20 protein-coding genes are annotated in these 22,502 nt (G+C 62.5%); 12 read left to right on the top strand and 8 right to left on the bottom strand.

All coding sequences use genetic code 11. The features are described 5' to 3' along the window. Positions 1–12: 12 nt before the first annotated feature. Positions 13–888, bottom strand: coding sequence for a TIGR03620 family F420-dependent LLM class oxidoreductase (locus ABR989_RS13920; protein WP_428129637.1), 876 nt, complete (start codon positions 886–888; stop codon positions 13–15). A 136-nt stretch (positions 889–1,024) separates the two neighbouring features. Continuing rightward, a complete protein-coding gene (locus ABR989_RS13915; RefSeq protein ID WP_428129635.1) occupies positions 1,025–1,486 on the bottom strand; it encodes a GNAT family N-acetyltransferase in 462 nt (153 codons plus the stop codon). A gap of 25 nt (positions 1,487–1,511) precedes the next feature. Here ABR989_RS13915 and ABR989_RS13910 point away from each other — a divergent pair, with 25 nt between their 5' ends. The 11 genes from ABR989_RS13910 (at position 1,512) to ABR989_RS13860 (ending at position 13,269) form a co-directional block, all read left to right on the top strand. Beyond that, positions 1,512–2,315, top strand: coding sequence for an enoyl-CoA hydratase (locus tag ABR989_RS13910; protein WP_428129632.1), 804 nt, complete (start codon positions 1,512–1,514; stop codon positions 2,313–2,315). 45 nt (positions 2,316–2,360) lie between these two features. Beyond that, entirely contained in the window at positions 2,361–3,581 is a 1,221-nt protein-coding gene (locus ABR989_RS13905; RefSeq protein ID WP_428129629.1) for a cytochrome P450, read from the top strand. A gap of 6 nt (positions 3,582–3,587) precedes the next feature. Further along, positions 3,588–4,910, top strand: coding sequence for an MFS transporter (locus tag ABR989_RS13900; RefSeq protein ID WP_428129627.1), 1,323 nt, complete (start codon positions 3,588–3,590; stop codon positions 4,908–4,910). A gap of 45 nt (positions 4,911–4,955) precedes the next feature. Then, positions 4,956–5,438, top strand: a complete 483-nt coding sequence (locus ABR989_RS13895) for a DUF192 domain-containing protein (protein ID WP_428129625.1) — start codon at positions 4,956–4,958, stop codon at positions 5,436–5,438. A gap of 106 nt (positions 5,439–5,544) precedes the next feature. Then, positions 5,545–7,095: an acyl-CoA carboxylase subunit beta gene (locus ABR989_RS13890; protein WP_428129622.1), complete on the top strand. Its 1,551-nt coding sequence runs from the start codon at positions 5,545–5,547 to the stop codon at positions 7,093–7,095. Between the two features lie 114 nt (positions 7,096–7,209). Continuing rightward, complete coding sequence (accC, locus tag ABR989_RS13885) at positions 7,210–8,724, top strand: acetyl-CoA carboxylase biotin carboxylase subunit (RefSeq protein ID WP_428129619.1); 1,515 nt, start codon at positions 7,210–7,212, stop codon at positions 8,722–8,724. A gap of 15 nt (positions 8,725–8,739) precedes the next feature. After that, the gene (locus ABR989_RS13880; RefSeq protein WP_428129616.1) at positions 8,740–9,243 is read left to right on the top strand and encodes a biotin/lipoyl-containing protein; all 504 of its coding nucleotides are present in this window, start codon (positions 8,740–8,742) and stop codon (positions 9,241–9,243) included. Between the two features lie 91 nt (positions 9,244–9,334). Beyond that, positions 9,335–10,447, top strand: coding sequence for a hypothetical protein (locus tag ABR989_RS13875; RefSeq protein WP_428129613.1), 1,113 nt, complete (start codon positions 9,335–9,337; stop codon positions 10,445–10,447). A 76-nt stretch (positions 10,448–10,523) separates the two neighbouring features. Next, positions 10,524–12,197 (top strand): acyl-CoA mutase large subunit family protein, encoded by a 1,674-nt coding sequence (locus ABR989_RS13870; protein WP_428129611.1) that lies wholly within the window; start codon positions 10,524–10,526, stop codon positions 12,195–12,197. A gap of 145 nt (positions 12,198–12,342) precedes the next feature. Continuing rightward, positions 12,343–12,906: a pyruvoyl-dependent arginine decarboxylase gene (locus ABR989_RS13865; RefSeq protein ID WP_428129609.1), complete on the top strand. Its 564-nt coding sequence runs from the start codon at positions 12,343–12,345 to the stop codon at positions 12,904–12,906. A 117-nt stretch (positions 12,907–13,023) separates the two neighbouring features. Further along, positions 13,024–13,269, top strand: coding sequence for an Rdx family protein (locus ABR989_RS13860; protein ID WP_428129708.1), 246 nt, complete (start codon positions 13,024–13,026; stop codon positions 13,267–13,269). Between the two features lie 47 nt (positions 13,270–13,316). Here ABR989_RS13860 and ABR989_RS13855 read toward each other — a convergent pair whose 3' ends face one another. The 6 genes from ABR989_RS13855 to ABR989_RS13830 all read right to left on the bottom strand — a co-directional run bounded on the left by ABR989_RS13855 (position 13,317) and on the right by ABR989_RS13830 (position 21,170). Beyond that, positions 13,317–14,411 carry an Rv3169 family protein gene (locus tag ABR989_RS13855; RefSeq protein WP_428129607.1) on the bottom strand — a complete coding sequence of 365 codons (1,095 nt, stop codon included), beginning with the start codon at positions 14,409–14,411 and terminating at the stop codon, positions 13,317–13,319. A 37-nt stretch (positions 14,412–14,448) separates the two neighbouring features. After that, positions 14,449–15,315, bottom strand: coding sequence for a hydrogen peroxide-dependent heme synthase (gene hemQ, locus ABR989_RS13850; protein ID WP_428129606.1), 867 nt, complete (start codon positions 15,313–15,315; stop codon positions 14,449–14,451). 93 nt (positions 15,316–15,408) lie between these two features. Further along, complete coding sequence (locus ABR989_RS13845) at positions 15,409–17,823, bottom strand: alpha-L-rhamnosidase-related protein (RefSeq protein WP_428129603.1); 2,415 nt, start codon at positions 17,821–17,823, stop codon at positions 15,409–15,411. A gap of 14 nt (positions 17,824–17,837) precedes the next feature. Beyond that, positions 17,838–18,992 carry an acyl-CoA dehydrogenase family protein gene (locus ABR989_RS13840; RefSeq protein WP_428129600.1) on the bottom strand — a complete coding sequence of 385 codons (1,155 nt, stop codon included), beginning with the start codon at positions 18,990–18,992 and terminating at the stop codon, positions 17,838–17,840. An 11-nt stretch (positions 18,993–19,003) separates the two neighbouring features. Further along, on the bottom strand, positions 19,004–19,423 hold the full coding sequence (locus ABR989_RS13835; protein WP_428129599.1) for a hypothetical protein: 420 nt from the start codon (positions 19,421–19,423) through the stop codon (positions 19,004–19,006). Positions 19,424–19,592: 169 nt separating this feature from the next. Further along, entirely contained in the window at positions 19,593–21,170 is a 1,578-nt protein-coding gene (locus tag ABR989_RS13830) for a sulfatase family protein (RefSeq protein ID WP_428129597.1), read from the bottom strand. A 198-nt stretch (positions 21,171–21,368) separates the two neighbouring features. Here ABR989_RS13830 and ABR989_RS13825 point away from each other — a divergent pair, with 198 nt between their 5' ends. Then, positions 21,369–22,454 carry a zinc-binding dehydrogenase gene (locus tag ABR989_RS13825; RefSeq protein WP_428129594.1) on the top strand — a complete coding sequence of 362 codons (1,086 nt, stop codon included), beginning with the start codon at positions 21,369–21,371 and terminating at the stop codon, positions 22,452–22,454. Positions 22,455–22,502: the final 48 nt, after the last annotated feature.

Below are 22,502 nucleotides of genomic sequence, written 5' to 3'. Positions count from 1 at the left end.
CGACGACACTCCTCAGCGTTGAGCGAACGCCTGGACAGCGCGAAGGTCGGGCTGCGGCGTGCCGTCGGAACGGATCGGCAGGATGCAGACGTGAGAGGCGCCGGCCTTCAGGTGCGCGTCGATGCGATCGCGAATCTTGTCCTCGGCGCCCCACGCCACGATGGCGTCGACCAGCCGATCGGAGCATCCGTTTTCGAATTCCTTGTCAGCCCATCCGAGCGCTTTCAGGTTGTTGGTGTAGTTGGGCAGGCGTGGAACGTAGGTCTTCATGTACTCGCGCGCTGCGGTGCGGGCTTTGGCCGCGTCGGTTTCGAGGATGACGGCCTGCGCCGCGCATAGCATCGCGTTCGGTCCGATTTGCGCGCGTGCTTTTGCGGTGTGCTCGGGCGGAACGAAGTAGGTGTGCGTGCCGTTGGCCTCGGCGGCCGACAGCGCGAGCATCTTGGGATGCAGCGCGGCGAGCACCACGGGCACCGGCTCTTTGGGCGCCGGCGCCAAGTAGAGCGCGTTCTTCATCTTGGGCAGATACTCTTTCATGTAGCTGTAGGGCTTGTCGTAGTTGTGGCCGCGCAGGTTGGAGACGAGAGGCTTGTGGCTGACGCCGATGCCGAGCACGAAGCGGCCGCCGGAAAGCTCGGCCACGGTCTTCGACGCGGCCGCCATCGTAAACGCGTCGCGGGCCCAGATGTTCGCGATGCCGGTTGCGATGGCGAGGCGATCGGTATGGCTGAGCAGGTACGCGGCGTGTGCGAACGGCTCGCGGCCGACGGCCTCGGGGATCCAGAGCGCTTTGTAACCGAGCTTCTCGACCAGTTTGGCGAACTCGGCGGTGTCCGCCGCGGCCATCGCGTCGAGGAAGAACCATATTCCAACTTTCCCAATATCCATGGCTCTAGTAAGTAACGCGCCTGCGAAATTTGAACAAGGAGGCGAGAAGGAAAAACTTGATTGTATGTACGAGCCGGTGGTAGAGCCGGTAGACTTCTTCGTCTTCCGTCCCGTTTGAGTTCAGTGTTTCACTTCTTCACTCTTCGCCGGTGTCGCGGGGCGGCGCGCTCGGAACCGGCGCTAGAATCTTTACATAGATGAGTTCCGGGTCGCCCTCGTCGAGATTCTCGATGTAGCCGGATTTGACGAAGCCCAATCGATCGCACAGCCGCTGCATCGCGATGTTCGACTGATTAGTCGAAGTGAACAGCTTTTCAGTCTGACAATCGAGCTCGGCTGCGCGCATCAGGGCGCTCGCGAGTCCGCGGCGGCGGAAATCGGGATGCACGAGCAGCAGGCGCACGAAACATTGCTCGAAGAAACTTTCATCCGCGATGACGAAGCCGCGCACGATTCCGTCGACGCGCGCCACTGCGACGCGGCCGTGGGCGCAAGCCTCGCCGATAAATCTGCGCCGTGGGGCGCCTGCATGGACGGTTTCGTCCAGCGCGCAAATGTGCTCAAAATCCTGACTAGAAGCCCGCTCGATTATCGTCATAAATCTCGCCAGAGGTACGATATCCGTGAACGATGAAACTTCAGCCGATCCGTTGATAGTTCGCCACGACGAGGCGCCGATTGGATGGCTGGTGCTGAACCGCCCGCAAGTTCGCAACGCGCTCAATCTTAGGACCTGGCTGCGGATTGCGGAAGGCGTCGCGGAACTGGCGAGCGACGACGCGGTCCGCGTGATCGTCATGCGCGGCGGGACGCCGCAGGCGTTTATCGCGGGCGCGGATATCTCGGAGTTCCCTGCGATGCGGGCCGATGCGGCGCAGGCGCGTGCGTATCGCGACGCGCCCAACAGTGCAATCGCGGCGATTGTCGAATGCCGCAAGCCGATCGTCGCGATGATTTCCGGGGTATGCATCGGGGGCGGCATGCAGGTCGCGCTCGCATGCGACATCCGAATAGCGGCGCGCGGGACGCGCTTCGGGATTCCAGCCGCGCAGCTTGGACTGGCGTATCCGCTGGAAGGCGTCACCATGCTCGCGCATACCGTGGGTCCCGCCAACGCGCGCGATATCCTCCTGTCGGCGCGGCTGTTCGACGCGGAAGAGGCTCTGCAGATGGGGCTAATCAACCGCGTGGTCGATCCCGAAAAGCTCGAGGAAAACGTGCGCGACTACGTGCTCAAGATGGCTGGCAACGCGCCGCTGACGATGGCGGCTGCCAAGCTGGCGATTGGCGAGAGCCTGAAAGATCGCGAGGAGCGCGACGTGAAGGCGGTTTCGACGATGGTCGCGCGATGCTTCGACAGCGAGGATTATCGCGAGGGCGTGCGCGCATTTCTGGAAAAGCGTCGGCCGAATTTCAAGGGCCGCTGAGTAGCTGGATTCATTCGATCGAATCGAGCGGGAGGTAATCTGACGATGAGCGAAGCAACCGCGCTTGGGGCGTCGCAGGATTTCTACTTCAATCCGTGGGACGAGAACTTCCGCGCCAATCCGTATCCGCATTACAAGCCGTTGCTCGCCGGTCCGCCGCGTATTCTCGATTTGTTCGGGCCGATCGCGATGGTCACTCGCTACGGCGACGTGATGGCGGTGCTGCGCGACCATGCCCATTTCTCGAGCGAGCGGCCGCGCGATCCCGCCGAACCTCCGAACGAGGGGCCGTTTGCCGGCGCACGCACGATGCTGTTTTCCGATCCGCCGATGCATACCCGGCTGCGCCGCCTGGTGTCGCGTGATTTCACGCCGCGGCGAATCCGCGATCTCGAGCCGCGAATCCGCGAGATCGCGAAAAATCTCATCAACCATGCCCAGCGCAAGGGCGAGCTCGACGTGATGAGCGGGTTTGCGAACGCGCTGCCGGTGATGGTTATCGCAGAGATGCTCGGCGTGCCGCCGGACCATTACGAACAGTTCAAGCACTGGTCCGACACGGTGGTATCGGGCGACAACACTCTGCCCGGGACTCCGCTGCCGCAGCAATTTCACACCGCGACCAAGGCGCTGCGCAGCTATTTCGCCGAGCAGATTGAGCGGCGGCGCAAGAATCCCGGCGCCGACCTGATAAGCGCGCTGGTCGCCGCGCACGACGACGCCGAAGCGATGAACGCGGGCGAATTGCTGGCGTTCGTGCTGCTCCTGCTGCTGGCCGGTAACGAGACCACGACCAATCTGATCGGCAACGGGATGCTCGCGCTCGGGCGCAATCCCGCGCAGATGAATCTACTGAGGCAAAGGCCGGAGCTGATGGCCAGGGCGATCGAGGAGATCCTGCGCTACGACGGACCGGTGCAGTCCACCGTTCGCTTCACGAAGGAAGATACGATACTCGGCGGGACCGAGCTGCCGGCCAATCTCGGTTGCTTCATAATCCTTGCCGCGGCAAATCGCGATCCGGCGCAGTTCGAAGATCCCGATCGTTTCGACATCACGCGCGAGCCTCGCGACCACTTTGCGTTCGGCGAGGGAATCCACTTCTGCATCGGCGCGCCGCTGGCGCGGATGGAGGGTGCGATCGCGATCGGCGCGATGCTCGAGCGCTTCCCGCGGCTGCGGCTGAAAGACCCCGCGATGAAACCGGTTTACAAGGGGTCGTACTTTTTGCGCGGTCTCGAGTCATTGCCGGTCGCGATCGATTGAATCCAGATGACCGATCCCGCCAGCGCGCCCGATTTGAAACCCGAAACCGGGCATGTGGCTGAGGAAGCAGGCCGCCGGAGTGTCAACCTTGGTCTGCTGGGCAGGACGCCGCCGTTCACCAAGCGCCAGCGCCGGGTATTCTGGATCGCATCAACCGCGGGCTTTTTCGATCAATACGATCGCGCCCTGCTGAGTCTCGCGCTCAAGCAAATTCAGGCGGGGCTCAAGATCGCGGAGGCGCACCTTGGCGCCGTGCTCTCGGTGATCCGGCTCGGCTACCTGCTGGCGTTGCTGATGACTCCCTTTGCCGACGTGTTCGGGCGCCGCCGGCTGCTGCTCTACACGGTCTTCGGCTACACGATTTTCACCGGCCTTATCGCGATCGCGCCGGGCGAGCGGAGCTTTGCAGCGTTTGAAATAATTGCGCGCGCGTTCGCCGGCGCCGAAGCCGCAATCGCGATGGTGATAGTGGCGGAGGAAGTTGACGCTGCCAATCGCGGATGGGCGATTGGACTGCTCGGCGCGGTGTCGTCGATGGGCTACGGCCTGGCCGCGATCGTGTTCGCGTTTATCAATGTGATTCCTTACGGATGGCGCGGACTGTACGTGATCGCGCTGGTGCCGCTGGTGCTGATCATTCCGCTGCGGCGCTTGCTGCCCGAAAGCGCGCGCTTCGAGAAAGAGAAGCTCGAAGGGCTGCAGCCGGTGAAGATCTGGCAGCCGCTCGTGCAGTTGTACAGCGCGTACCCGGGACGGCTCGTCATGATACTGTCGGTGGCGTTTCTGAGCTCGATGGGCGGCAACGTGTCAGGCTTTCTGTTTCCGAAGTTTCTGCAGGAGACGCATCATTGGTCGCCGGGCAACGTCTCGTCGTTGTTTCTGTTCGGCGGTGCTTTCGGAATATTGGGCTCGATCGTCGCGGGCCGCCTGAGCGATCGCTATGGGCGGCGCGTGATGGGGGCGGCGTTCACGTTCCTGTCGCCGCTGTTGACTATCTGGATGTATACGGCGCCGGGCTGGTCGATTGTTCCAGTATGGATGTTGGAAATATTTTTCGACATCGCGTCGGGCAACATTCTGGCTGCCTACAGCGCGGAGTTGTTTCCGACCTCTTATCGTTCGACCGCGGGGAGCGCGCTCCTGGTCGCGGGCACGACCGGCGGCGCACTGGGGTTGTTCCTGGAGGGCGTGCTGTTCCGGTTCACCGGCTCGCACGCGCGAGCGATCTGCTACGTGACGGTCTTCTGGATAATCGCGCCGGCGATCATATTGTTCTTTCCGGAGACCTCGGGACGAGAGCTCGAGGATATCTCGCCGGAAACAACCTGATCTGATTCCCCGCGGCTCATCGACGCGCTAGATTTGCGCCCAGCCATGGGAGCAACGTTGCGTCGCCGCTTGCGCCTCCGATTCGGCCCATTTGCGCCCGTGGTCATCCTGCTCGCGTTGCTCGGATGCGCGCGCGGTCCATGCGTCACGATAGTCGGCGCTGACGGCAAGCCGCGCGCCACAGTTGCGGTCGAAGTGGCGAACACGGACGCGCAGCGCGAGCTCGGCCTGATGTATCGCAAGCATCTCGACGAGAATGCGGGGATGATCTTTGTTTTCCCGGATACGGCGCGCCGGAATTACTGGATGCACAATACGCCGATTCCGCTCGACATGATTTTCGCGGATGCGGCGCGCCGGGTGATTGGAATCGTCGTGAACGCGGAGCCGTTTTCCGACAAGCTGGTCGGCGTCGAAGGCGACTCGCAGTATGTGCTCGAAGTGAACGGCGGTTTCTGCGCAAAGAACGGGATCAAGGCCGGCGACCGATTCGATTTCTCCGGGTTTTCACCCCGCACCTCGGAATAATCGGGCGCTTTAACCGGCGGCGAACATGCGGTATCTATCTTGCCGGTGGCGCGTGACTGGCGCCTTTTTGTTTGGCGTCTATCTCGCTTTATCGCGGTTGTGACAAATGGGCCTTAAAGAAAATCTCGAACAACTCAAGCGGCTCACGCGCGAGGCGGAGGCGGCCGGCGGCCAGGACCGGCTCAAGAAGCAACGCGCACAGGGCCGCATGACCGCGCGCGAGCGTGTCGAGTTTCTCCTCGACCGTGACTCGTTCGTCGAGATCGACAAGTTCAAGACGCATCGAATCACAGACTTCGACATGGCGGAGAAAAAAATCCCCGGCGATGGGGTCGTGACAGGCTACGGCACGATCGGCGGGCGGCAGGTGTGCATCTTCAGCCACGATTTCACGGTCTTCGGCGGCAGCCTGTCGGGCGCGTTCGCGGAGAAAGTCTGCAAGGTGATGGACCTCGCGATGAAGACCGGATGCCCGGTGATCGGGCTCAACGACGGCAGCGGCGCGCGAATCCAGGAGGGCGTCGTGTCGCTGGCGGGCTACGCGGATATTTTTCTGCGCAACGTAATGTCGTCGGGAGTGATCCCGCAAATTTCCGCGATCATGGGACCGTGCGCCGGCGGCGCGGTGTATTCGCCGGCGATGACGGACTTCATCGTGATGGTGCGCGATACCTCGTACATGTTCATCACCGGGCCCGACGTGATCCGGGCGACCACGCACGAAGAGGTCACGATGCAGGAGCTTGGCGGCGCAGATACGCATAGCCAGAAGTCGGGCGTGTGCCATCTTGAGGCCGACGACGACGCGGGCGCGCTCGCGATGATCCGCGAGCTGCTTTCATATATTCCGTCGAACAATGTCGAAGACCCGCCATTCGTCGCGAGCGGTGACGACCCCGCCCGCTGCGATGCCGCGCTCGATTCGATCGTCCCCGAAAATCCCAACAAGGCTTACGACATGGGCGGGATTATCCGGCGCGTGGTCGATGAGGGCCAGTTCCTGGAAGTGCAGAAGGATTACGCGCACAACATGCTGATCGGGTTCGCGCGGCTCGGCGGCTACTCGGTCGGCGTGGTCGCGAATCAGCCGGCCTTTCTGGCGGGATGCCTCGATATCGACTCGTCGGTGAAGGCGGCGCGATTTGTGCGCTTCTGCGACGCGTTCAACATTCCGCTTGTCACGTTCGTGGATGTGCCGGGCTTTCTGCCCGGTACCTCGCAGGAGTTCGCCGGAATTATCAGGCATGGTGCGAAGCTGCTCTACGCGTTCTGCGAGGCCACCGTGCCCAAGGTGACGGTGATAACGCGCAAGGCTTACGGCGGTGCGTACGACGTCATGTCGTCGAAGCATATTCGCGGCGATTTCAACTTTGCGTATCCGAGCGCCGAGATCGCGGTGATGGGACCCGAGCAGGCCATCAACATTGTTTTTCGCAACGAGCTCGCCAAGGCCAAAGATGCAGTCGCCGAGCGCGCGCGGCTGGCCGAGGACTATCGCAAAACTTTTGCGAATCCGTTCAAGGCGGCTGAGCTCGGCTATATCGATGAAGTGATCATGCCGCGCGACACGCGCCCCAGGCTGATCGGCGCGCTCAAGGCGCTCGCGAACAAGCGCGACAAGAATCCGCCGCGCAAGCACGGCAATATTCCACTTTGACCAAAAGCGTCCGCACCGGCCGCCGCGCGCGGTTAGCTCGCGTGGGCTGGATTCAGTATACAATTTGGAGAACGTGAGCGCGGTCTGAAAGAAGGTCGGCGCCAGGGAAAATTGATGTTCAAGCGGATTCTAATCGCCAACCGCGGAGAGATCGCGGTGCGGATCATCCGCGCATGCCGCGAGTTGGGAATCGAGTCGGTCGCCGTCTACTCGGACGCCGATCGCGCCGCGCTGCACGTGCGCGAAGCCGATCATGCCTACCCGGTCGGTCCGGCGCCGGCTGCCGAGAGCTATCTTAACACCGCGAAAATTCTTGAGGCCGCGAAATCTTCCAAGGCCGACGCGGTTCATCCGGGTTACGGCTTTTTCTCCGAACGCGCCGCGTTTGCGCGCTCGGTGCAGCGGGCCGGCCTGACCTGGATCGGGCCGCCGGCGGACGCGATCGAGCGGATGGGCGACAAGGTCGAGGCGCGCAAATTGATGTCGGCGGCGGGAGTGCCGGTCGTGCCGGGCTCGCCGGGGACGTTGGAGACCGAGGCGGAAGTAGCCGCGTTCGCGAAAAAGATCGGGTTTCCAATCATGGTGAAGGCGGCCGCGGGCGGCGGCGGCAAGGGGCTGCGCTTCGTCGAGAACGGCAAAGACCTCGCGTCAGTGGTGCGCACGGTCTCAAGCGAGGCCAAGTCGTCGTTCGGCGACGGGCGCTTTTACGTCGAGAAATTTCTGAAGCGACCGCGCCATATCGAAGTGCAGGTGCTCGCCGACGCGCACGGCAACATCGTCCATGTCTTCGAGCGCGAATGCTCGATTCAGCGGCGCCATCAGAAGGTCGTCGAGGAATCGCCGTCGCCGTTTATCACGGCGAAGATGCGGGCGGAGATGGGCGAGGTCGCGGTGCGCGCGGCCAAGGCGGTGAACTACGTCAGCGCGGGAACGATCGAGTTCCTGGTCGACGCAGAGCGCAACTTTTACTTCCTCGAGATGAACACGCGCATCCAGGTCGAGCATCCGGTGACCGAGCTGGTGACGGGCGTGGACCTGGTGCGCGCGCAAATCGAAATCGCCGCGGGCGCGAAGCTGCCGTTCAAGCAAAAAGATCTCACCCAACGCGGCTGGGCGATCGAGTGCCGAATCTACGCGGAAGATCCGGCGGCCGGCTTCGCACCGGCGCCGGGAAAGATCGAGACGCTCAGATTTCCCGACGGTCCGGGGGTGCGCAACGACACGGGAGTTTATCCGGGCGCCGAAGTGCCGGTATTTTACGACCCGATGATCTCGAAGCTGGCGGTGTGGGGCGCGAATCGCGAGCAGGCGATCGACAGGATGCGGCGGGCGCTCGGCGAATTCGTAATTTCCGGCGATCTGCGCACCAACCTCGACTTCCATCGCTGGATTATGACGCATCCCAAGTTTTTGAAAGGTGAATTCGATACCTATTTTATCGACCGCGAGTATCATCCGAATGAAAACGGCGCCGCGCCGCGCGGTGCGGAACTGGCGGCGATATTTCTCGCGGCGATCGCAGCGCAGAAAAATGCCAACCACGGCAATGGCGCCGGCGCACAGCCGGTGGCCGCGCCGCAGGCGTCCGCATGGCGGGCGATCGGCCGGTTCGACACGCTGAGGAGATAGCCGGGACTGTTACCGATGCGGTACCTCGTGACGCTTGGCGCTCAGGAACACGAAATCGAGATTGAAGAGCTCGCCGCGGACTCGTTCGCGATTCGTTTCGGTGAGAATCGTTTCGAAGCCGATTTGCGCACGGTCGGGCCGGTGTCCTTTTCGGTGATTATCAACAATCGCTCGTTCGATTTTGACGTGGCGCGCGACGGCGAGGAAACTGTGGTTGCGTCGCGGAGCGGATCGACGCGGCTCACGGTCGCCGATGCGGCGCGACGGACGGCGCGCGCGGCCGGCAAGCGGCGCGAGGTCAGCGGCCGCGTGGAAATAAAATCCGCGATGCCGGGCCGGGTGGTTAACGTGCTGGTCGCGCCGGGAGACGAAGTCAAAGCGGAACAGGGAATTATCATCGTCGAAGCGATGAAGATGGAAAACGAAGTCAAGGCGCCCAAGGCCGGCAAGGTCGTGGAAGTGAAGGTGGTCGCGGGGCAGGCGGTCGAGAAGGGCCAACTGATGATGGTCATCGAGTAGCAGCGCCAGCCGCATGCGACCGCCTGCTGAGGGATACAATTTGGCCGGAACGGTTCTCAAAAAGAAGATTCCGGAGTGATACGATTGCGCAATGCTTGAGCGACGGACTCTTTTCCTGGTGGTTGCTTTCTTCTTGACGGTCTGCCCCGGCCAGGGGAACGCAAGATCCTTCACCTACAGGTTGCACAAGCCACAGAATAACCAGGAGTTCTCGACCCTGCATTCGATGCCCGATGGTGCCTTGCTGGTGGTCACCAAGCAGCGCGAACAGCCCAAGCAAATCTGGAAGCTGCGGCGCATCGCGGACTGGGCCACCTCGCAACCGCGTGAGGACGAGCTGGATGTCGACGTGGGGCCGAATGATGAACCAATCGATTCAAATTTTCAAGGAGACCGGGTGGATCGGAACGATCAGCTCTTAATGGACCCCGCAGCGAATTATCTCGTGGTCCGTTTGAGCCAGAACGCAGACAAATGGAACGAGGCTCTCCCCGGCGAATCTGCAAAGCCGCTATCTGTCCTGAACATTATCGATCTCCACGGGTTCAAGCTGCTCAGCCGCGTCGTGGTCACCGATCCTCTGCTGGCCGCAGGCGACATGGGTTTCAGCCCCAGCGGGGCCTTCGTAGTGAGCGGCCTTCAGGAGTATAAGCGCGAAACGATCGACGGCAACGTGACCCTTACCGGCCAGTATGCGGTGGAAACCTTAACTCTTCCCGGCCTGAAGCCTGAAACGGTGTGTACTTATACCATTATCAACAAACTCTGGCTCGCCGAGAGCGCTTCGACGCCGGAAGAAAAGGCATGTGGGCCGAAACTCGCTCCGCTTGGTTTCTCCTCGTTAGACGATTTGCATAACAATCTCAACCCCTTTGGACGGATGACACGCATCGCGGCCTACTCGAGGAGGGTTCCACCCCAGTCGCCTTGGGGTTGCACATGCCCGGATCTGTCCGGGGACCTGAGATATGAGCTGCTCGATTGCGACCAGAGCCACGTTATGTTCGAACTTGACCCCTCGTATTATCGTGGGTTCAGGGTTTTCAAACTCGCGAATGGAACACAAATCATGGATTTGAAGCTGCCGCGCAGCAACATGTGGGGCCGCCCGCAGTTTTCCGGCGTGCTTGCCACGAGCGGCGAGGTCACATACGTGGTTCTATTGCGTGACGGCGCCGAACTGGAAGGCTACCGCGTACCTTAGCAGGGTGTTGAAACACTCCTATCGAAGGGCAATTCGTGTCCTGAACCGTTCAACATCCTGTTAGAGGCAAGTTACGATGGCTGAAGACGATCGCAAAATCGGGGACGCGCGCAAGACCTGGGAGGAACGCAAACTCAATCCTTCTTTGAAGCGCGGCGCCGAGCGCAAGGCGAAGTTCGTCACGAGCTCGGGAATCGAAATCAAGCGAGCGTACGATCCCGAAGACCTGAACGACTTCGATTTTGTGAACGAGCTGGGCTTCCCAGGCGAGTATCCGTTTACACGCGGCGTGCAGCCGACGATGTATCGCGGGCGCCTGTGGACGATGCGCCAGTACGCAGGCTTCGGCAGCGCGGAGGAATCGAACCGCCGCTACCGCTACCTGTTCGAGCAGGGCCAGACGGGGCTGTCGGTCGCGTTCGACCTGCCCACGCAGATGGGCCGCGACTCGGACCATCCGCTGGCCGAGGGCGAAGTCGGACGGGTCGGCGTGCCGATATGCTCGATCGCCGACATGGAGACGATGCTCGCCGAGCTGCCGCTGGACAAGATTTCGACCTCGATGACGATCAACGCGACCGCGTCGATCCTGCTGGCGTTGTACCTGGTGGTGGCGGAGCGCCGGGGTGTGGGCTGGGACAAGGTCAACGGCACCATCCAGAACGACGTCCTGAAGGAATACGTCGCGCGCGGGACGTACATCTATCCGCCGCGCGGCTCGATGCGGATCATCACCGACATTTTCAGTTTTGCGACGAAGGAAGTTCCGAACTGGAACACGATATCGATTTCGGGCTACCACATCCGCGAGGCCGGCTCGACCGCGGCGCAGGAACTCGCGTTCACGATTGCCGACGGGATCGCATACGTTGACGCCGCGCTGAAAGCGGGGTTGCAACTCGACGCGTTTGCGAGCCGGCTGTCGTTCTTCTTCAACGTGCACAACAACTTCTTCGAGGAAGTCGCGAAGTTCCGGGCGGCGCGGCGGCTGTGGGCGAAAATAATGAAGGAGCGCTTCGGAGCGAAGGATGAACGCTCGATGATGATGCGGTTTCATGCGCAAACGGCGGGCTCGACGCTGACCGCGCAGCAGGTGGACAACAATGTCGTGCGCGTGACGATGCAGGCGTTGGCGGCGGTGCTGGGCGGAGCGCAATCGCTGCACACCAACTCCAAAGACGAGGCGCTCGCGCTGCCGACGGAATCCTCGGTGCTGCTCGCGCTGCGCACACAGCAGCTTATCGCGCACGAGTCGGAGGTCGCGGACACGATCGATCCGCTCGGCGGTTCGTACTACGTCGAACGGCTGACGACCGAGTTGGAAGAAAAGGCGGTCGAGTACCTGTCAAAGATCGACGACTTCGGCGGCGCAGTCGCCGCAATCGAGCGCGGCTACATGCAGCGCGAAATTCAGAACGCCGCATTTATTTACCAGCGCGAGATTGAAACCATGCAGCGAATTATCGTAGGCGTAAACCAGTTCACCGGGGGCGGCGAACCGCCGGGGGAAATCCTGCGGGTCAAGCCGGAGCTGGAGGAGAAGCAGAAGGCAGGCGTTGCGCGCGTGCGGGCAGAAAGAAACGCGCAGACGGCGACGAAAGCGCTCGCGCGGGTCGAGGCGGCTGCCGGCGGCGGGCAGAATCTGATGCCGCCGATAATCGATGCAGTGCGCGGATGGTGCACGCTTGGAGAAATATCGGACGCGATGCGCAAGGTATTCGGTGAGTACATACCGGTGAACACGGTGTAGCACGGCGTTGGGCGGGCGGATTCATAGCAAGGAGACCGGAACCGGAGAAGGGGCGGCGCGCAGCGGATTTCGCGAGCGTCGCAAACCAACTGGAATTGTGGCAACCAACCGCGGCCACCCGCGCAATCGATGGGAGAGAAAATAAATGGGGCCGATTCCGAAGGGGACATTCTTGACCAAGGGCGTGGGCCGGCATCGCGAGAAGCTGACTTCTTTCGAGCTGGCGCTGCGTTCGGCGGGAATCGCCGAGTTCAACCTCGTGCGCGTCAAATCGATTTTCCCGCCCAACTGCAAACTGCTCAGCCAGCAGGAAGGCTTGAAGTACCTGACGCCGGGGCAGATCGTTTTTGCCGTGATGAGCGATAACGCGACCAACGAACCGCATCGGCTCATAGCATCGTCGGTGGGGGTCGCGCTTCCCAGCAATCCGGCGCAGTACGGATACCTGTCCGAGCATCACAGCACGGGAGAAACGGATCAGAAGGCGGGCGACTACGCGGAGGATCTGGCGGCGATGATGCTGGCGACAATTCTTGGCATCGATTTCGATCCGAATCTGAGCTACGACGAGCGCAAGGATCTGTGGCGGATGTCGGACAAAATCGTAACGACGCGCAACGTCACGCAGTCGGCGATAGGCGATCGCGACGGGCTGTGGTCGTCGGTGGTCGCCGCGGCGGTGTTCGTCGATATCCCCAACGGCAAGTAGTTCGCGAGCGAACCACAACGCGCGTTTGAACGGCGCGAGACCGGCGGGTAGGCTTTGATCATGGCTACAGAAATTCTCTACTGCGCAGCTTGAGGCTATAAGCCGCGCGCGGCCAGTCTGGCCGCGTCATTAGGTTCCAGGTTCGGCGAGAAGGCGGAAATCACGGCCGGCAAAACGGGTCAGTTCGACGTGATCGTGAACGGGCGGCTGGTCTTCTCGAAATCGAGTACCGGCCGATTCCCGGTTGACGGCGAAGTCGAAGAGATCTTCGCGGCTCTCAAAGAAGGCCGCGAGCCTGCGCCGGTAGAAGAAAAGAAACGGCAAGGCTTCGTCGGGCGCATGCTCGGAAAGCTCGGGAAGTGAGCGAATCAGGGGCCGGCCGCGAACCGTCCTGACAAAAAATCAATCCGCTACGGATGCATGTCGAGTAAATCCTTGAAGCCGCTCGGAGTGTGCGGACCCAGGATTAACATCTCGAGAATTGCCATCCCCTTGCGCGAACCCATTTTCGCCCGGCATACAGCCTCGATGTGCTGATTAAAGAAATCGCGCTGGTCGACGTCGGCGGTTTTGAGCGAGTCGTAGGTCGAGACGTCGGGGCCGACGTACATTGCGTGCCCCCACTTCGGATGAAAGTAGCCGATGCCCTGCATGTAGAAGTTGTACAGAATTTCCAACTCGATGCGGCTTTCGCCGGCTTGCGGGGTGCGCAAAATTATTTCGGCGCTTTTGGCGTGGCGCGTTCCGGAAGCATAGTTGATGTTGAAGTCGAGGCCCCCGGTCGAGAGATCGAGCGGGGCGCCGGGCTGTGCGCGCGTGACGGCGCCGTGCTCGTGCCATCGCGAGCCGTCGGCGTTTTCATTGACGTCCCAAAGCGTGCAGACATCCTCGAAATTGGCCGGCGACCACAGCCAGTAGTACTGGCCCATCGCGGACGAGGGCACTCCCGCCGGGTCCTGCGGTCCGATTCCGCGCACGCCCCAGGAGCGATCGCGCGCACCCCACACTCGCGACGGTTTTGCCTCGTAGGTCTTGCCGGCGACCGTCAGGCTTCCACTGTAACCGCCGTGCTGCGTGAACCGCGTCATGTCCATTACGATCCGCGGACCGGCGCGGCGGGTAAAGCGCGGCTCCTCTATTACCGCGGCGCGCGCCTCGAATATCAGGTCGGCCTTCACGGCTTCATGGTCGACGCGAACGCGCATCGATTGCATCGGGCGCAGGACCTCGATTGAGATCGGGCCGACGCGCGTGTCCATCCGCTCTGCGCCGAGCACCCGCGACGCGCGCACGCTATGCTGCACGCCGCCGACGGTTACGCCGAATGCGGAATCGATGATTCCGAGGTTCGGATAGATTCCCATCCCGACGGCGAAGTACGGCTCGCCCTCGGGGAAGCAGCCATTGAAAAAAAATCGATCGTAAAAGTTGCGGTCGCTGGTGAAGACCTGCTGGACCGGCTCCGGCGTCTGATGAATCGGATATTCGTCGCCTTGCGTGATCATGGTTGTCTCCCGGCATGAGTTGAAATGCGTTGGTCGATCAGATCGAAAACAGTTTGCCGAGTTCGGCCGCCTCGAGACGGATGCCGACGTAAAAGGGGCCGAACTTCGCATACGACGAGCTGGCCTCGTCAAAGCGCATCTCGTAAACGAGTTTCTTGAACACGAGCGGATCGTCGGCGAAAAGATCGACGCCCCATTCCCAATCGTCAAATCCAATCGAGCCCGAGATGATCTGCGTCACTTCGCCGGCGAAACGGCGCCCGACCATGCCGTGTTCGTGCATGAGACGCTGGCGATCCTCGATCGGCAGGCGATACCAGTTGTCGGCGCCTTCGCGCTTCTTGTCCATCGGATAGAAGCACAAGTAGGGACGCGCGGGGATTTTCGGAAACAAGCGCGGCGAAATCTTCTCCCGCTGCCGGGCGATCTCGGACTCGATTTCAGACTTCCATTGCGGCGAGCGCGGTCCGACCCCATTGTCGACGAGCCGGCGATAGAGCGCGACCGTCGCTTCGTAGAGGCCGATTTCGATCACCGACAGATACGACGTAGTCGGTTCCAGGTAGTCGGTGAGTGCGAGCCCGGCGACGGCGAGTTCGGCCTGGCCAAGTTCCTCGAAGCTGCGGCGGAAGTGGACGACCATCAGATCGCCCTTGTGGCCGAGCGCGGAGAAGAGCGCGGTTTCACCGTCTTCGCGCCGGGCCATCTCGCCGAACAGCTGCGACGCGTCCTTGAGAGCAGCGTTGCGTTTGGCGGCGTCGAGCATCCGCAATTCGCGGCGCCGCACGCGGAACATCTGATGGAGAATGCTGTAACCTTCGAGCGTAAGAGGTGCGGCCGGAAAATCGCCGGGAATCTTCGACGTGTCCCTGCCTCGATTTTGCTCTGTGCGGTCGATACTCATGGCGGCAATTCCAGACGCTACGCAGCCGGTTGTCCTGGCTGATGCGAAGCCGAAGGGCCGACGCGATTTTTACCACTATCGCACGGGCAGGCGTCAACGGGGAATGCGATGGCGCCCGGGGCCGAATTCGCCGCCGGTGAGAGGCGCGTCGTCGAAGCGCACGAGGGCGGCCACATCGTCCGGAATCACGACCTCGCCGCCGCCTTCGCGATCCAGATTCACCTCGATAAGCCCGTGCGGGGTTGGGACGCGGCCTTCGAGATGCCTAAGCGATCCGAACCGCGGCGCGATTTCCGCGCGCGAGTAGCCGGGAGCGGCCGGCCTCACGCCGAGAACCCAAGTGGTCAAATCGCAGGTTGGCGTCGCGGACCATGCGTGACATCTGCTGCCGGCGCCGGGGCGCGCGTCCCAGTACTCCTCGAACGCAGTGCCACCCCGTTCGATCTGTGGCCACCATTTCATGCATCGCGCAGGAATCAGGTCGCGGCGGCCGGCGCGGACCATCGCATCGTGAAGGAAGTGGGAAAAAAACGGTTGCGCCGCGACCACGTCGTGCCCGGCGTCGAAGGTCATGTGCTCGCCGGGGTCCATACGTTGGCTCAAGTACGCTGCGAGGTTATCGGAAATCGTGGGCGTGACGATGACGCGCGATTCATCGAGGATGTAGTCGAGCATCCGGGGCCAGCGGTGTCGCGGGGCGCATCCCGCTACGATCGCCATCGCGTTGGTATGCTGACTGACTCGCCTGCCGGCGCCGCGCCGGTCGGCGGCGTCCACATACACGCCCGCGGCCTCGTCCCACAGCAATTCGAATGCCCGCCGGGTCCGCTGAGCGCACGCACGAGCATCGGCGGCAGCACGCGAATCGGCCATGACAGTATCGGCGAGCGACGCGAAATCATCGAGGGCCGCCGCGTAAAGCGCATCGAGCGCGCCGGTTACTTCCGATCGCTCGGTCATCGCCCAGTCGATGAAAATCCAACCCGGCATCCCGCGAATCAGTCCGTCGGGTGCGCGATAACGCTCGAAGGCCGGCAGCACGCCGGCCGCGGTCGGCATCAGTTCGCGAACCGTCGTGGCGTCGCCGGAATATTCGAAGTAGCGGGCGAGCGCGCGTATCCAGTGCAATGAGTAGTCGGGGATGGTGGTCGAAGATATCGAGAAGTCGCAGGCAGCGGCCATCGCCAGCAGACCGTCGCCGCGGCGCGAATGCGCGCAGATTCGCAGATGGCGGCGCACCAGGCGCCAATCGGCGTTGGTCGCGTACGTCAGCAGGGCGTGGATGTAGGAATCGCCGAGCCACGCGCGTTGTTCGCGGCCGGGACAGTCGATGAAGGCGTCGGTCGAACAGAGTTCCAGCGTGCGCGCACCAACGCGCCAGATTTTGTTGAGCGCCGGATCGTCGCATTCGAAATACGCCTCGTCACCGCGCGGATAGCGCCGCTCGATCGCGCCGGCCGATTCGATCTGCGCACCGCCGCGCGTGACGATCGACAGATGGCGGAAACCGACCGATTCGTAGGACTCGAGCCGTTCTGCCGCGCCGCCGCGCAGGATATAGCGCATCGCAAATTGGCGCGGATTCATTTCCGCGCTGCCGTCGGCACGCAGGTCCTCGCCGCAGTACAAGTCGATGATTGAACCTGCAGGACCGCGAACGACGGCCCAAGGCGTCGCGAGCGTGATCATTCCTGCGTCGAAATTAACGATGGTGTCGGGACCATCGGTGGATTGCTCCGCCGTTGGATACGCGCTGCGTGGGTCATCGCTATTGAGAGTCGCGACGCCACGGCGGGAGAGTTCATTCAGTGCGATCGGAATCGAAGTCAGCTGCGCTATTTCCCCGGGCTCGGGCGCGGTGAAAGGCTCGACCGGAATTCGCGTGCGATTGGGCGAAAGAGTGCCGGCCGACAATTCGACAGCAGGCTGCCAATCGGAATCATCGAACGCTGCGTCGTTCCATCCAGCGGGAATTGCGGCGCCGTCGAGGATTTCGATCGGCGGCACCGGCAGAGCCGCGATCCGGACCACATCCTGCCGATACGGCGCGGCACGTCCTTTCCACGTGGCATCCGAAATCACGCCGATGGCCGGCGATTCGAACGCGAATGATCCAAAACCGAGAAGGAAGCTCGGCGTCGCGGGCCGCCACCACGGTCCCGGCAAGCCGTAGAAGCGCGCCAGTGACGCAATTGCGTTTCGGCCCGCGTGAAGATACGGCGCGAGATCGATCTCCGTCCATGCCAGACGCTCGGGTATCGAACGCGCCGGTCCGCGAGCAACCTCGACGCCGTTGACGAACATCACGAAGCGCGAGTCGGCCGTCACTCGTGCGGGAACTGACGCAGGGATCGATCCGAGGTGAACCGTCCGGCGCAAGTAGCAAAATCGGTTCCAGGTTTCTTTCGGCGGAAGTCCGACCGGATCGATCGGCGAAACCGGCAAGGGCGCGGGCCCGGCCCAAATCCATCGCGCATCCCAGGTAATCGGCCATTTCGATCCAGCCATCTAGACGCCACCATCTAGTACGGGCGAGCAGTCTTGCCGATAATCTCGCGCGCGACAATCGTCTTCATGATCTGCGCGGTGCCGTCGCCGATCTCGAGTCCGATCACATCGCGCATTCGCTGCTGATGCGGCAGGTCGAGGCTGAACCCGAGATGCCCGTGGAGCAGAAGGCATTGATGCAAGACCTCGACGGCCAGCTCGGGCGCGAGCCACTTGGCTCCGGCCGCGAGCCATCCGTGCGGCTCTCCGCGATCCTTGAGCCACAGCGCTTCGTAGCAGAGCAGACGCGCGGCGCGCAGCCGAACTGCCGCCTCTGCGAGCGGAAACGATACCCCCTCGAACCGTGCAAGCGGGGCGCCGAACGCCTGGCGCTCGGCGACGTAGGCGCAAGTCTCATCGACGCTCTGCTCGGCCGCGCCGATGCACATCAGGCCAATCAACGAGCGGCTGAAATCGAATCCCTGCATCACCTCGGCGAAGCCTGCGCCTTCCGCGCCGATGCGGGCGGCAGCGGGCACGCGGACGCCGTCAAAAAAGAGCTGACCGCGGCCGATGGCACGCGAGCCCATATCGCGAAAGCGCGTGCGCGATACGCCCGGTGAGTTGAGATCGACGTAAAATGCGCTCACACCTCGAGCGGACTGTTGCGCCGTGCCGGTTCGGGCCAGGACGAGGGCAGCGCCGGCCGATGATGAGAATGAGATGGAAGTTTTCTCGCCACTCAAGACGTAGTTGTCGCCATCGCGACGCGCTTGCATCATGACATGTGCGGCGTCGGAGCCGCCGCCGGGTTCGGTCACAGCCAGCGCCGCGATAATTTCGCCTCGGCAAATCGGAGGAAGAAACGCGGCCTGCTGACGCGCGTCGCCGCTGCGGGAGATTATTGCGGCGGTCAGCGCCGCAAGCAGCAGGACGTACGCGGCGTTGAAATCGCCGCGCGCGATTTCCTCGTGCGCGATTCCAAGCGACACATAATCGAGGCTGGAACCGCCGAGTTGCGCACCGACCGTCGGCGCAAGCACTCCCAGCTCGCCGAGTTTCCTCACCAGCGCCGGCGGCAGGTCTCTATCCGCGTCGCGCGACGCGTAATTGGGAAGCAGTTCGCGCTGCGCGAAGTCACGCAGCGTTTCCTGCAGCAACTTCTGCTCGGCTGTCAGCGCAAACTCCATCGTCGTAACCCTCACCTGGACGGCGCGTTCTGTGTCGGCACCGTCACGGACTGGGGCGGCGCGCCCGACGGGCCGACATACCCGGGAAGACTCTCCAGCCCACCGAGATCGACGTAGGGGGTCGGCCGTTCGATCGATTCGTTGCTGTCGTCGGCGCCCATTTTGTCCTGGTAGTGTTGCATCACTTGCTTCTGCACTTCATCGGGCGACAAGTTCGGCCGCATTCCCTGGCTGTGTTCAAAGTCGGCGCGGCTCCTGGCGTCCATGTTGAGCCAGATCTGGCTGGCCTGCGCGCCATTGCCGTGATTCATCGCTTCGATAAATTTTTGCTGCTGCGTTTCCTGATTGGAATGGAACGGCCAGCATCCCGCGAGCGCAATTGCACACGTAGCAATTGACAATGCGATCGCGCGTTTGATTTTTGCTGGCATCAGCGCTGCCGCTCCGCCGCCTGAAACGTCGCGAGCCTTGGCTACTGTGTACGCGACGAGACTGCGCACGTCCACCTGCCACGCGAGTCGAACCCACGCCAGCTCCCAGAGCCGCGCACTGGCGGGCGCGTTGAATCCCCTCCCGGCATGCGGCGAACGGGTTGGATCGTTAAGCGGGGGCGTCGACGGTCAGCCGCGGAGTCCGCTCGGGCGCAAGATGGCCGTAGAGGTCGGCGATGAGATCGGATTTGAGCCTGGCGTGGCCGGCGTCATTCCAGAGATTGCGCCATTGCAGGGGATCCTCGCGCAAATCGTAAAGCTCGCCCTCGGTACCGTCGTAGCGGATGTCGGGGAGTGGAGTTGCGATGCGAAGCGCCTGGTACGCGCGCACGAGGTCAAAGCCGATGTCACGGGTCGAAGGCTCGTACACGGTGCAGACGAAACCGTCGCGATAGATGCTCCGCAGACGCATCCCGAGCTGCGCGAATTGGCTATCCCACTCGGTGATTGCGCGCTGGCGCGGCGAGCCGGCGGCGGTGGGCAGAGCGGAACCCTGCATCCAATCGGGGATTGGCGCGCCGGCGATGGCGCAAAACGTCGGCGCGAGATCGAGATGTCCGACGGGCTCGGAGACTTCGGCGGCGGATAATTTTGCCGACGGTGCGGGACGCCAGATGAGAGGCACGCGCATCAGCGCGTCCACGTGATAGGGGCCCTTGAACATCAGGCCGAAGTCGCCCTGCAGCTCGCCGTGATCGGTGGTGAAAAAGACGTCGGTGTCAGCCTCCCAGCCGCGCGCGGCGACGGCGGCGAGCACGCGGCCGCAGGCCTGGTCGATCAGTTCATTCTTGACGTGGACGAGCGCGTTGATCTCGCGCACCTGGTCGTGAGTCATCTGGCACGGCACGAAGTTCCACGGGCCGCCCTCCTCGTTGCGGAAGCGGCCCTGATACCAATCGAGCCAATGGCGCGGCTTCTGTGCAAGGATTTTTTCGATTTTCTCGCGCGAGCCGGGATGGCCGGGCGGGAGATCGAGATCGCGCCAGTTGATTCGACGCGCCTCGGAAGCCGGAGGATCCCATGGATGATGCGGATCGGGAAAACTCATCCACACGAACCAGTCGTCGTCGGGCGAGAGCGTGCGCAGATAGGCGATGGTGCGGTCGGCAACCCAATCGGTGTGATAGTGCTCGCGCGGAATCGGATTGTAGGCGACTTCGGGCGCGCCGCTGTCGCCGCCGGGGCTGCCGGACAACATCGTGACGAAGCCGCCGACCTCCGCGGGATAGTTCTCGCGCAACCACATCGAGTAGTGGAAGAAGGCCATCGGCCCGTGCATCGCAAGTTCCATCCAATCGAATCCGCGATACGGTCCATGAGAGCGTTCGCGGCCCATGCGGTTCTCAGCCCATCGCCCGGCAGGATCGAACATCGGCTCGAAGTGCGCCTTGCCGATGAGTGCGGTGCGATAGCCAGCCCGGTCGTGAAGCCACGCGGCGACGCTGGGCGCGTCCAAGGGAAGAGGGACGCCGTTGGAGAACACGCCGTGAGTGCGGACGTACTGGCCGGTGATCATGGTCGAGCGCGCGGGCATGCAGACGGTGTTCTGATTGTAGGCGCGGCGATAATTGATTCCGGCGGCGGCGAGCGAGTCGGCGACCGGCGTGCGCGCGATACGGCCGCCGTTGCATCCGAGCGCGTCGTAACGCTGCTGATCGGTGGTAATGAAAAGAATCTTGCGGCCCATCGCTGTATCCCCGGAGAGAGATGTTACAGTCACCGTGCAAATACAAGCAACAGAAATAGAATCGCGGGAGCGGGGACTTTACGAGCGATGGAACAACCCTGCTAGAGTAACGGAGCGGGGGCTTGACCGATCGTTCAAACCGCCGCCCGGAACCGCACTGAAATCATTTCGATCGGGAAAGGATGAAGGAGAAGAGTAATGCGCGCTGCCGTAATGCGAGGCAAAAAGCTCGTCGTCGATAACATTCCCACACCGGCTCCTGGAGCGGGCGAGGCGCTGGTTAAAACGCTCGCGTGCGGAATATGCGGGTCCGATCTGCACACGCTCAAGCATGCCGAGAAGCTGGTCGAGGCGTCGCGAAAATCCGGAGCGCCGTTCGTGATGGATCTCACTCGCGACGTCGTGATGGGTCACGAGTTCTGCGCGGAGGTGGTCGATTACGGGCCGCAGACGCAAAAGCGATTGAAGGCGGGGACGCGCGTGTGTGCGATGCCGGTGCTGATCAAGGCGACCGGCGTCGAATCGGTTGGCTACTCGAACGAATATCCGGGCGGATACGGCGAACTGATGCGGCTGACGGAGTTTCTGCTGCTCGAGGTGCCCAACGGGCTTTCCACCGAGCGCGCGGCGATGACGGAGCCGATGGCGGTCGGCTATCACGCGGTGCAGAAAGCGCGGCTGGACAGAGATGACGCGCCGCTGGTTATAGGATGCGGGCCGGTGGGCCTTGCGGTGATTGCGGCTCTCAAGCTCGGCGGCGTGCATCCGATCGTGGCGGCGGATTTTTCGCCGCGACGGCGCGAGCTGGCGCGGCAGATGGGCGCAGACCTCGTCGTCGATCCAAAAGAGAAGTCACCGTACGAGAGCTGGCGGCAGATGGCTACGTACAGCGATCCCGCGAAGGCGCCGATGCTGCCGCCGTGGATGCCGGGACCGGCGCTCAGGCCCGCGGTGATCTTCGAATGCGTGGGGGTGCCGGGCGTGATCGAATCGATCATGTTGGCGGCGCCGGGCAATGCGCGGATCGTGGTGGTTGGAGTATGCGTGGAGCGCGACCAGATCGAGCCGCTCACAGGAATCAGCAAAGAGCTGAATATCCAGTTCGTGCTCGGCTATTCGCCCGAAGAGTTCGCGGCGACGCTGAGCCATCTCGCCGAAGGACGGATCAACGGCGACCCGATGATCACGGGCAAGGTCGGCGTGGAAGGAGTAGCGAAGGCGTTCGAGGACCTCGCGTCACCGGAGACGCACGCGAAGATCCTGGTCGAGCCGTGGCATAGCTGAGAAGCCGGGGTCGGCGAGCGCGCGTGCGTGGAGAATCCATTCCAAGCA

Source organism: Binatus soli (SeqCode) (genome assembly GCF_050015535.1).
Taxonomy (GTDB): domain Bacteria; phylum Desulfobacterota; class Binatia; order Binatales; family Binataceae; genus Binatus; species Binatus soli.
This window is presented reverse-complemented; position numbering and strand designations above follow the sequence as displayed.

What these genes read in the sequence shown, in the direction of transcription:
- ABR989_RS13875 (WP_428129613.1), top strand. Translation starts at nt 9,335, where the DNA reads ATGCTTGAGCGACGGACTCTTTTCCTGGTGGTTGCTTTCTTCTTGACG.
- ABR989_RS13890 (WP_428129622.1), top strand. Translation starts at nt 5,545, where the DNA reads ATGGGCCTTAAAGAAAATCTCGAACAACTCAAGCGGCTCACGCGCGAG.
- ABR989_RS13915 (WP_428129635.1), bottom strand. Translation starts at nt 1,486, where the DNA reads ATGACGATAATCGAGCGGGCTTCTAGTCAGGATTTTGAGCACATTTGC.
- hemQ (WP_428129606.1), bottom strand. Translation starts at nt 15,315, where the DNA reads ATGAGTATCGACCGCACAGAGCAAAATCGAGGCAGGGACACGTCGAAG.
- ABR989_RS13870 (WP_428129611.1), top strand. Translation starts at nt 10,524, where the DNA reads ATGGCTGAAGACGATCGCAAAATCGGGGACGCGCGCAAGACCTGGGAG.
- ABR989_RS13825 (WP_428129594.1), top strand. Translation starts at nt 21,369, where the DNA reads ATGCGCGCTGCCGTAATGCGAGGCAAAAAGCTCGTCGTCGATAACATT.
- ABR989_RS13835 (WP_428129599.1), bottom strand. Translation starts at nt 19,423, where the DNA reads ATGCCAGCAAAAATCAAACGCGCGATCGCATTGTCAATTGCTACGTGT.
- accC (WP_428129619.1), top strand. Translation starts at nt 7,210, where the DNA reads ATGTTCAAGCGGATTCTAATCGCCAACCGCGGAGAGATCGCGGTGCGG.
- ABR989_RS13880 (WP_428129616.1), top strand. Translation starts at nt 8,740, where the DNA reads ATGCGGTACCTCGTGACGCTTGGCGCTCAGGAACACGAAATCGAGATT.
- ABR989_RS13855 (WP_428129607.1), bottom strand. Translation starts at nt 14,411, where the DNA reads ATGATCACGCAAGGCGACGAATATCCGATTCATCAGACGCCGGAGCCG.
- ABR989_RS13920 (WP_428129637.1), bottom strand. Translation starts at nt 888, where the DNA reads ATGGATATTGGGAAAGTTGGAATATGGTTCTTCCTCGACGCGATGGCC.
- ABR989_RS13900 (WP_428129627.1), top strand. Translation starts at nt 3,588, where the DNA reads ATGACCGATCCCGCCAGCGCGCCCGATTTGAAACCCGAAACCGGGCAT.
- ABR989_RS13905 (WP_428129629.1), top strand. Translation starts at nt 2,361, where the DNA reads ATGAGCGAAGCAACCGCGCTTGGGGCGTCGCAGGATTTCTACTTCAAT.
- ABR989_RS13830 (WP_428129597.1), bottom strand. Translation starts at nt 21,170, where the DNA reads ATGGGCCGCAAGATTCTTTTCATTACCACCGATCAGCAGCGTTACGAC.
- ABR989_RS13895 (WP_428129625.1), top strand. Translation starts at nt 4,956, where the DNA reads ATGGGAGCAACGTTGCGTCGCCGCTTGCGCCTCCGATTCGGCCCATTT.
- ABR989_RS13840 (WP_428129600.1), bottom strand. Translation starts at nt 18,992, where the DNA reads ATGGAGTTTGCGCTGACAGCCGAGCAGAAGTTGCTGCAGGAAACGCTG.
- ABR989_RS13865 (WP_428129609.1), top strand. Translation starts at nt 12,343, where the DNA reads ATGGGGCCGATTCCGAAGGGGACATTCTTGACCAAGGGCGTGGGCCGG.
- ABR989_RS13845 (WP_428129603.1), bottom strand. Translation starts at nt 17,823, where the DNA reads ATGGCTGGATCGAAATGGCCGATTACCTGGGATGCGCGATGGATTTGG.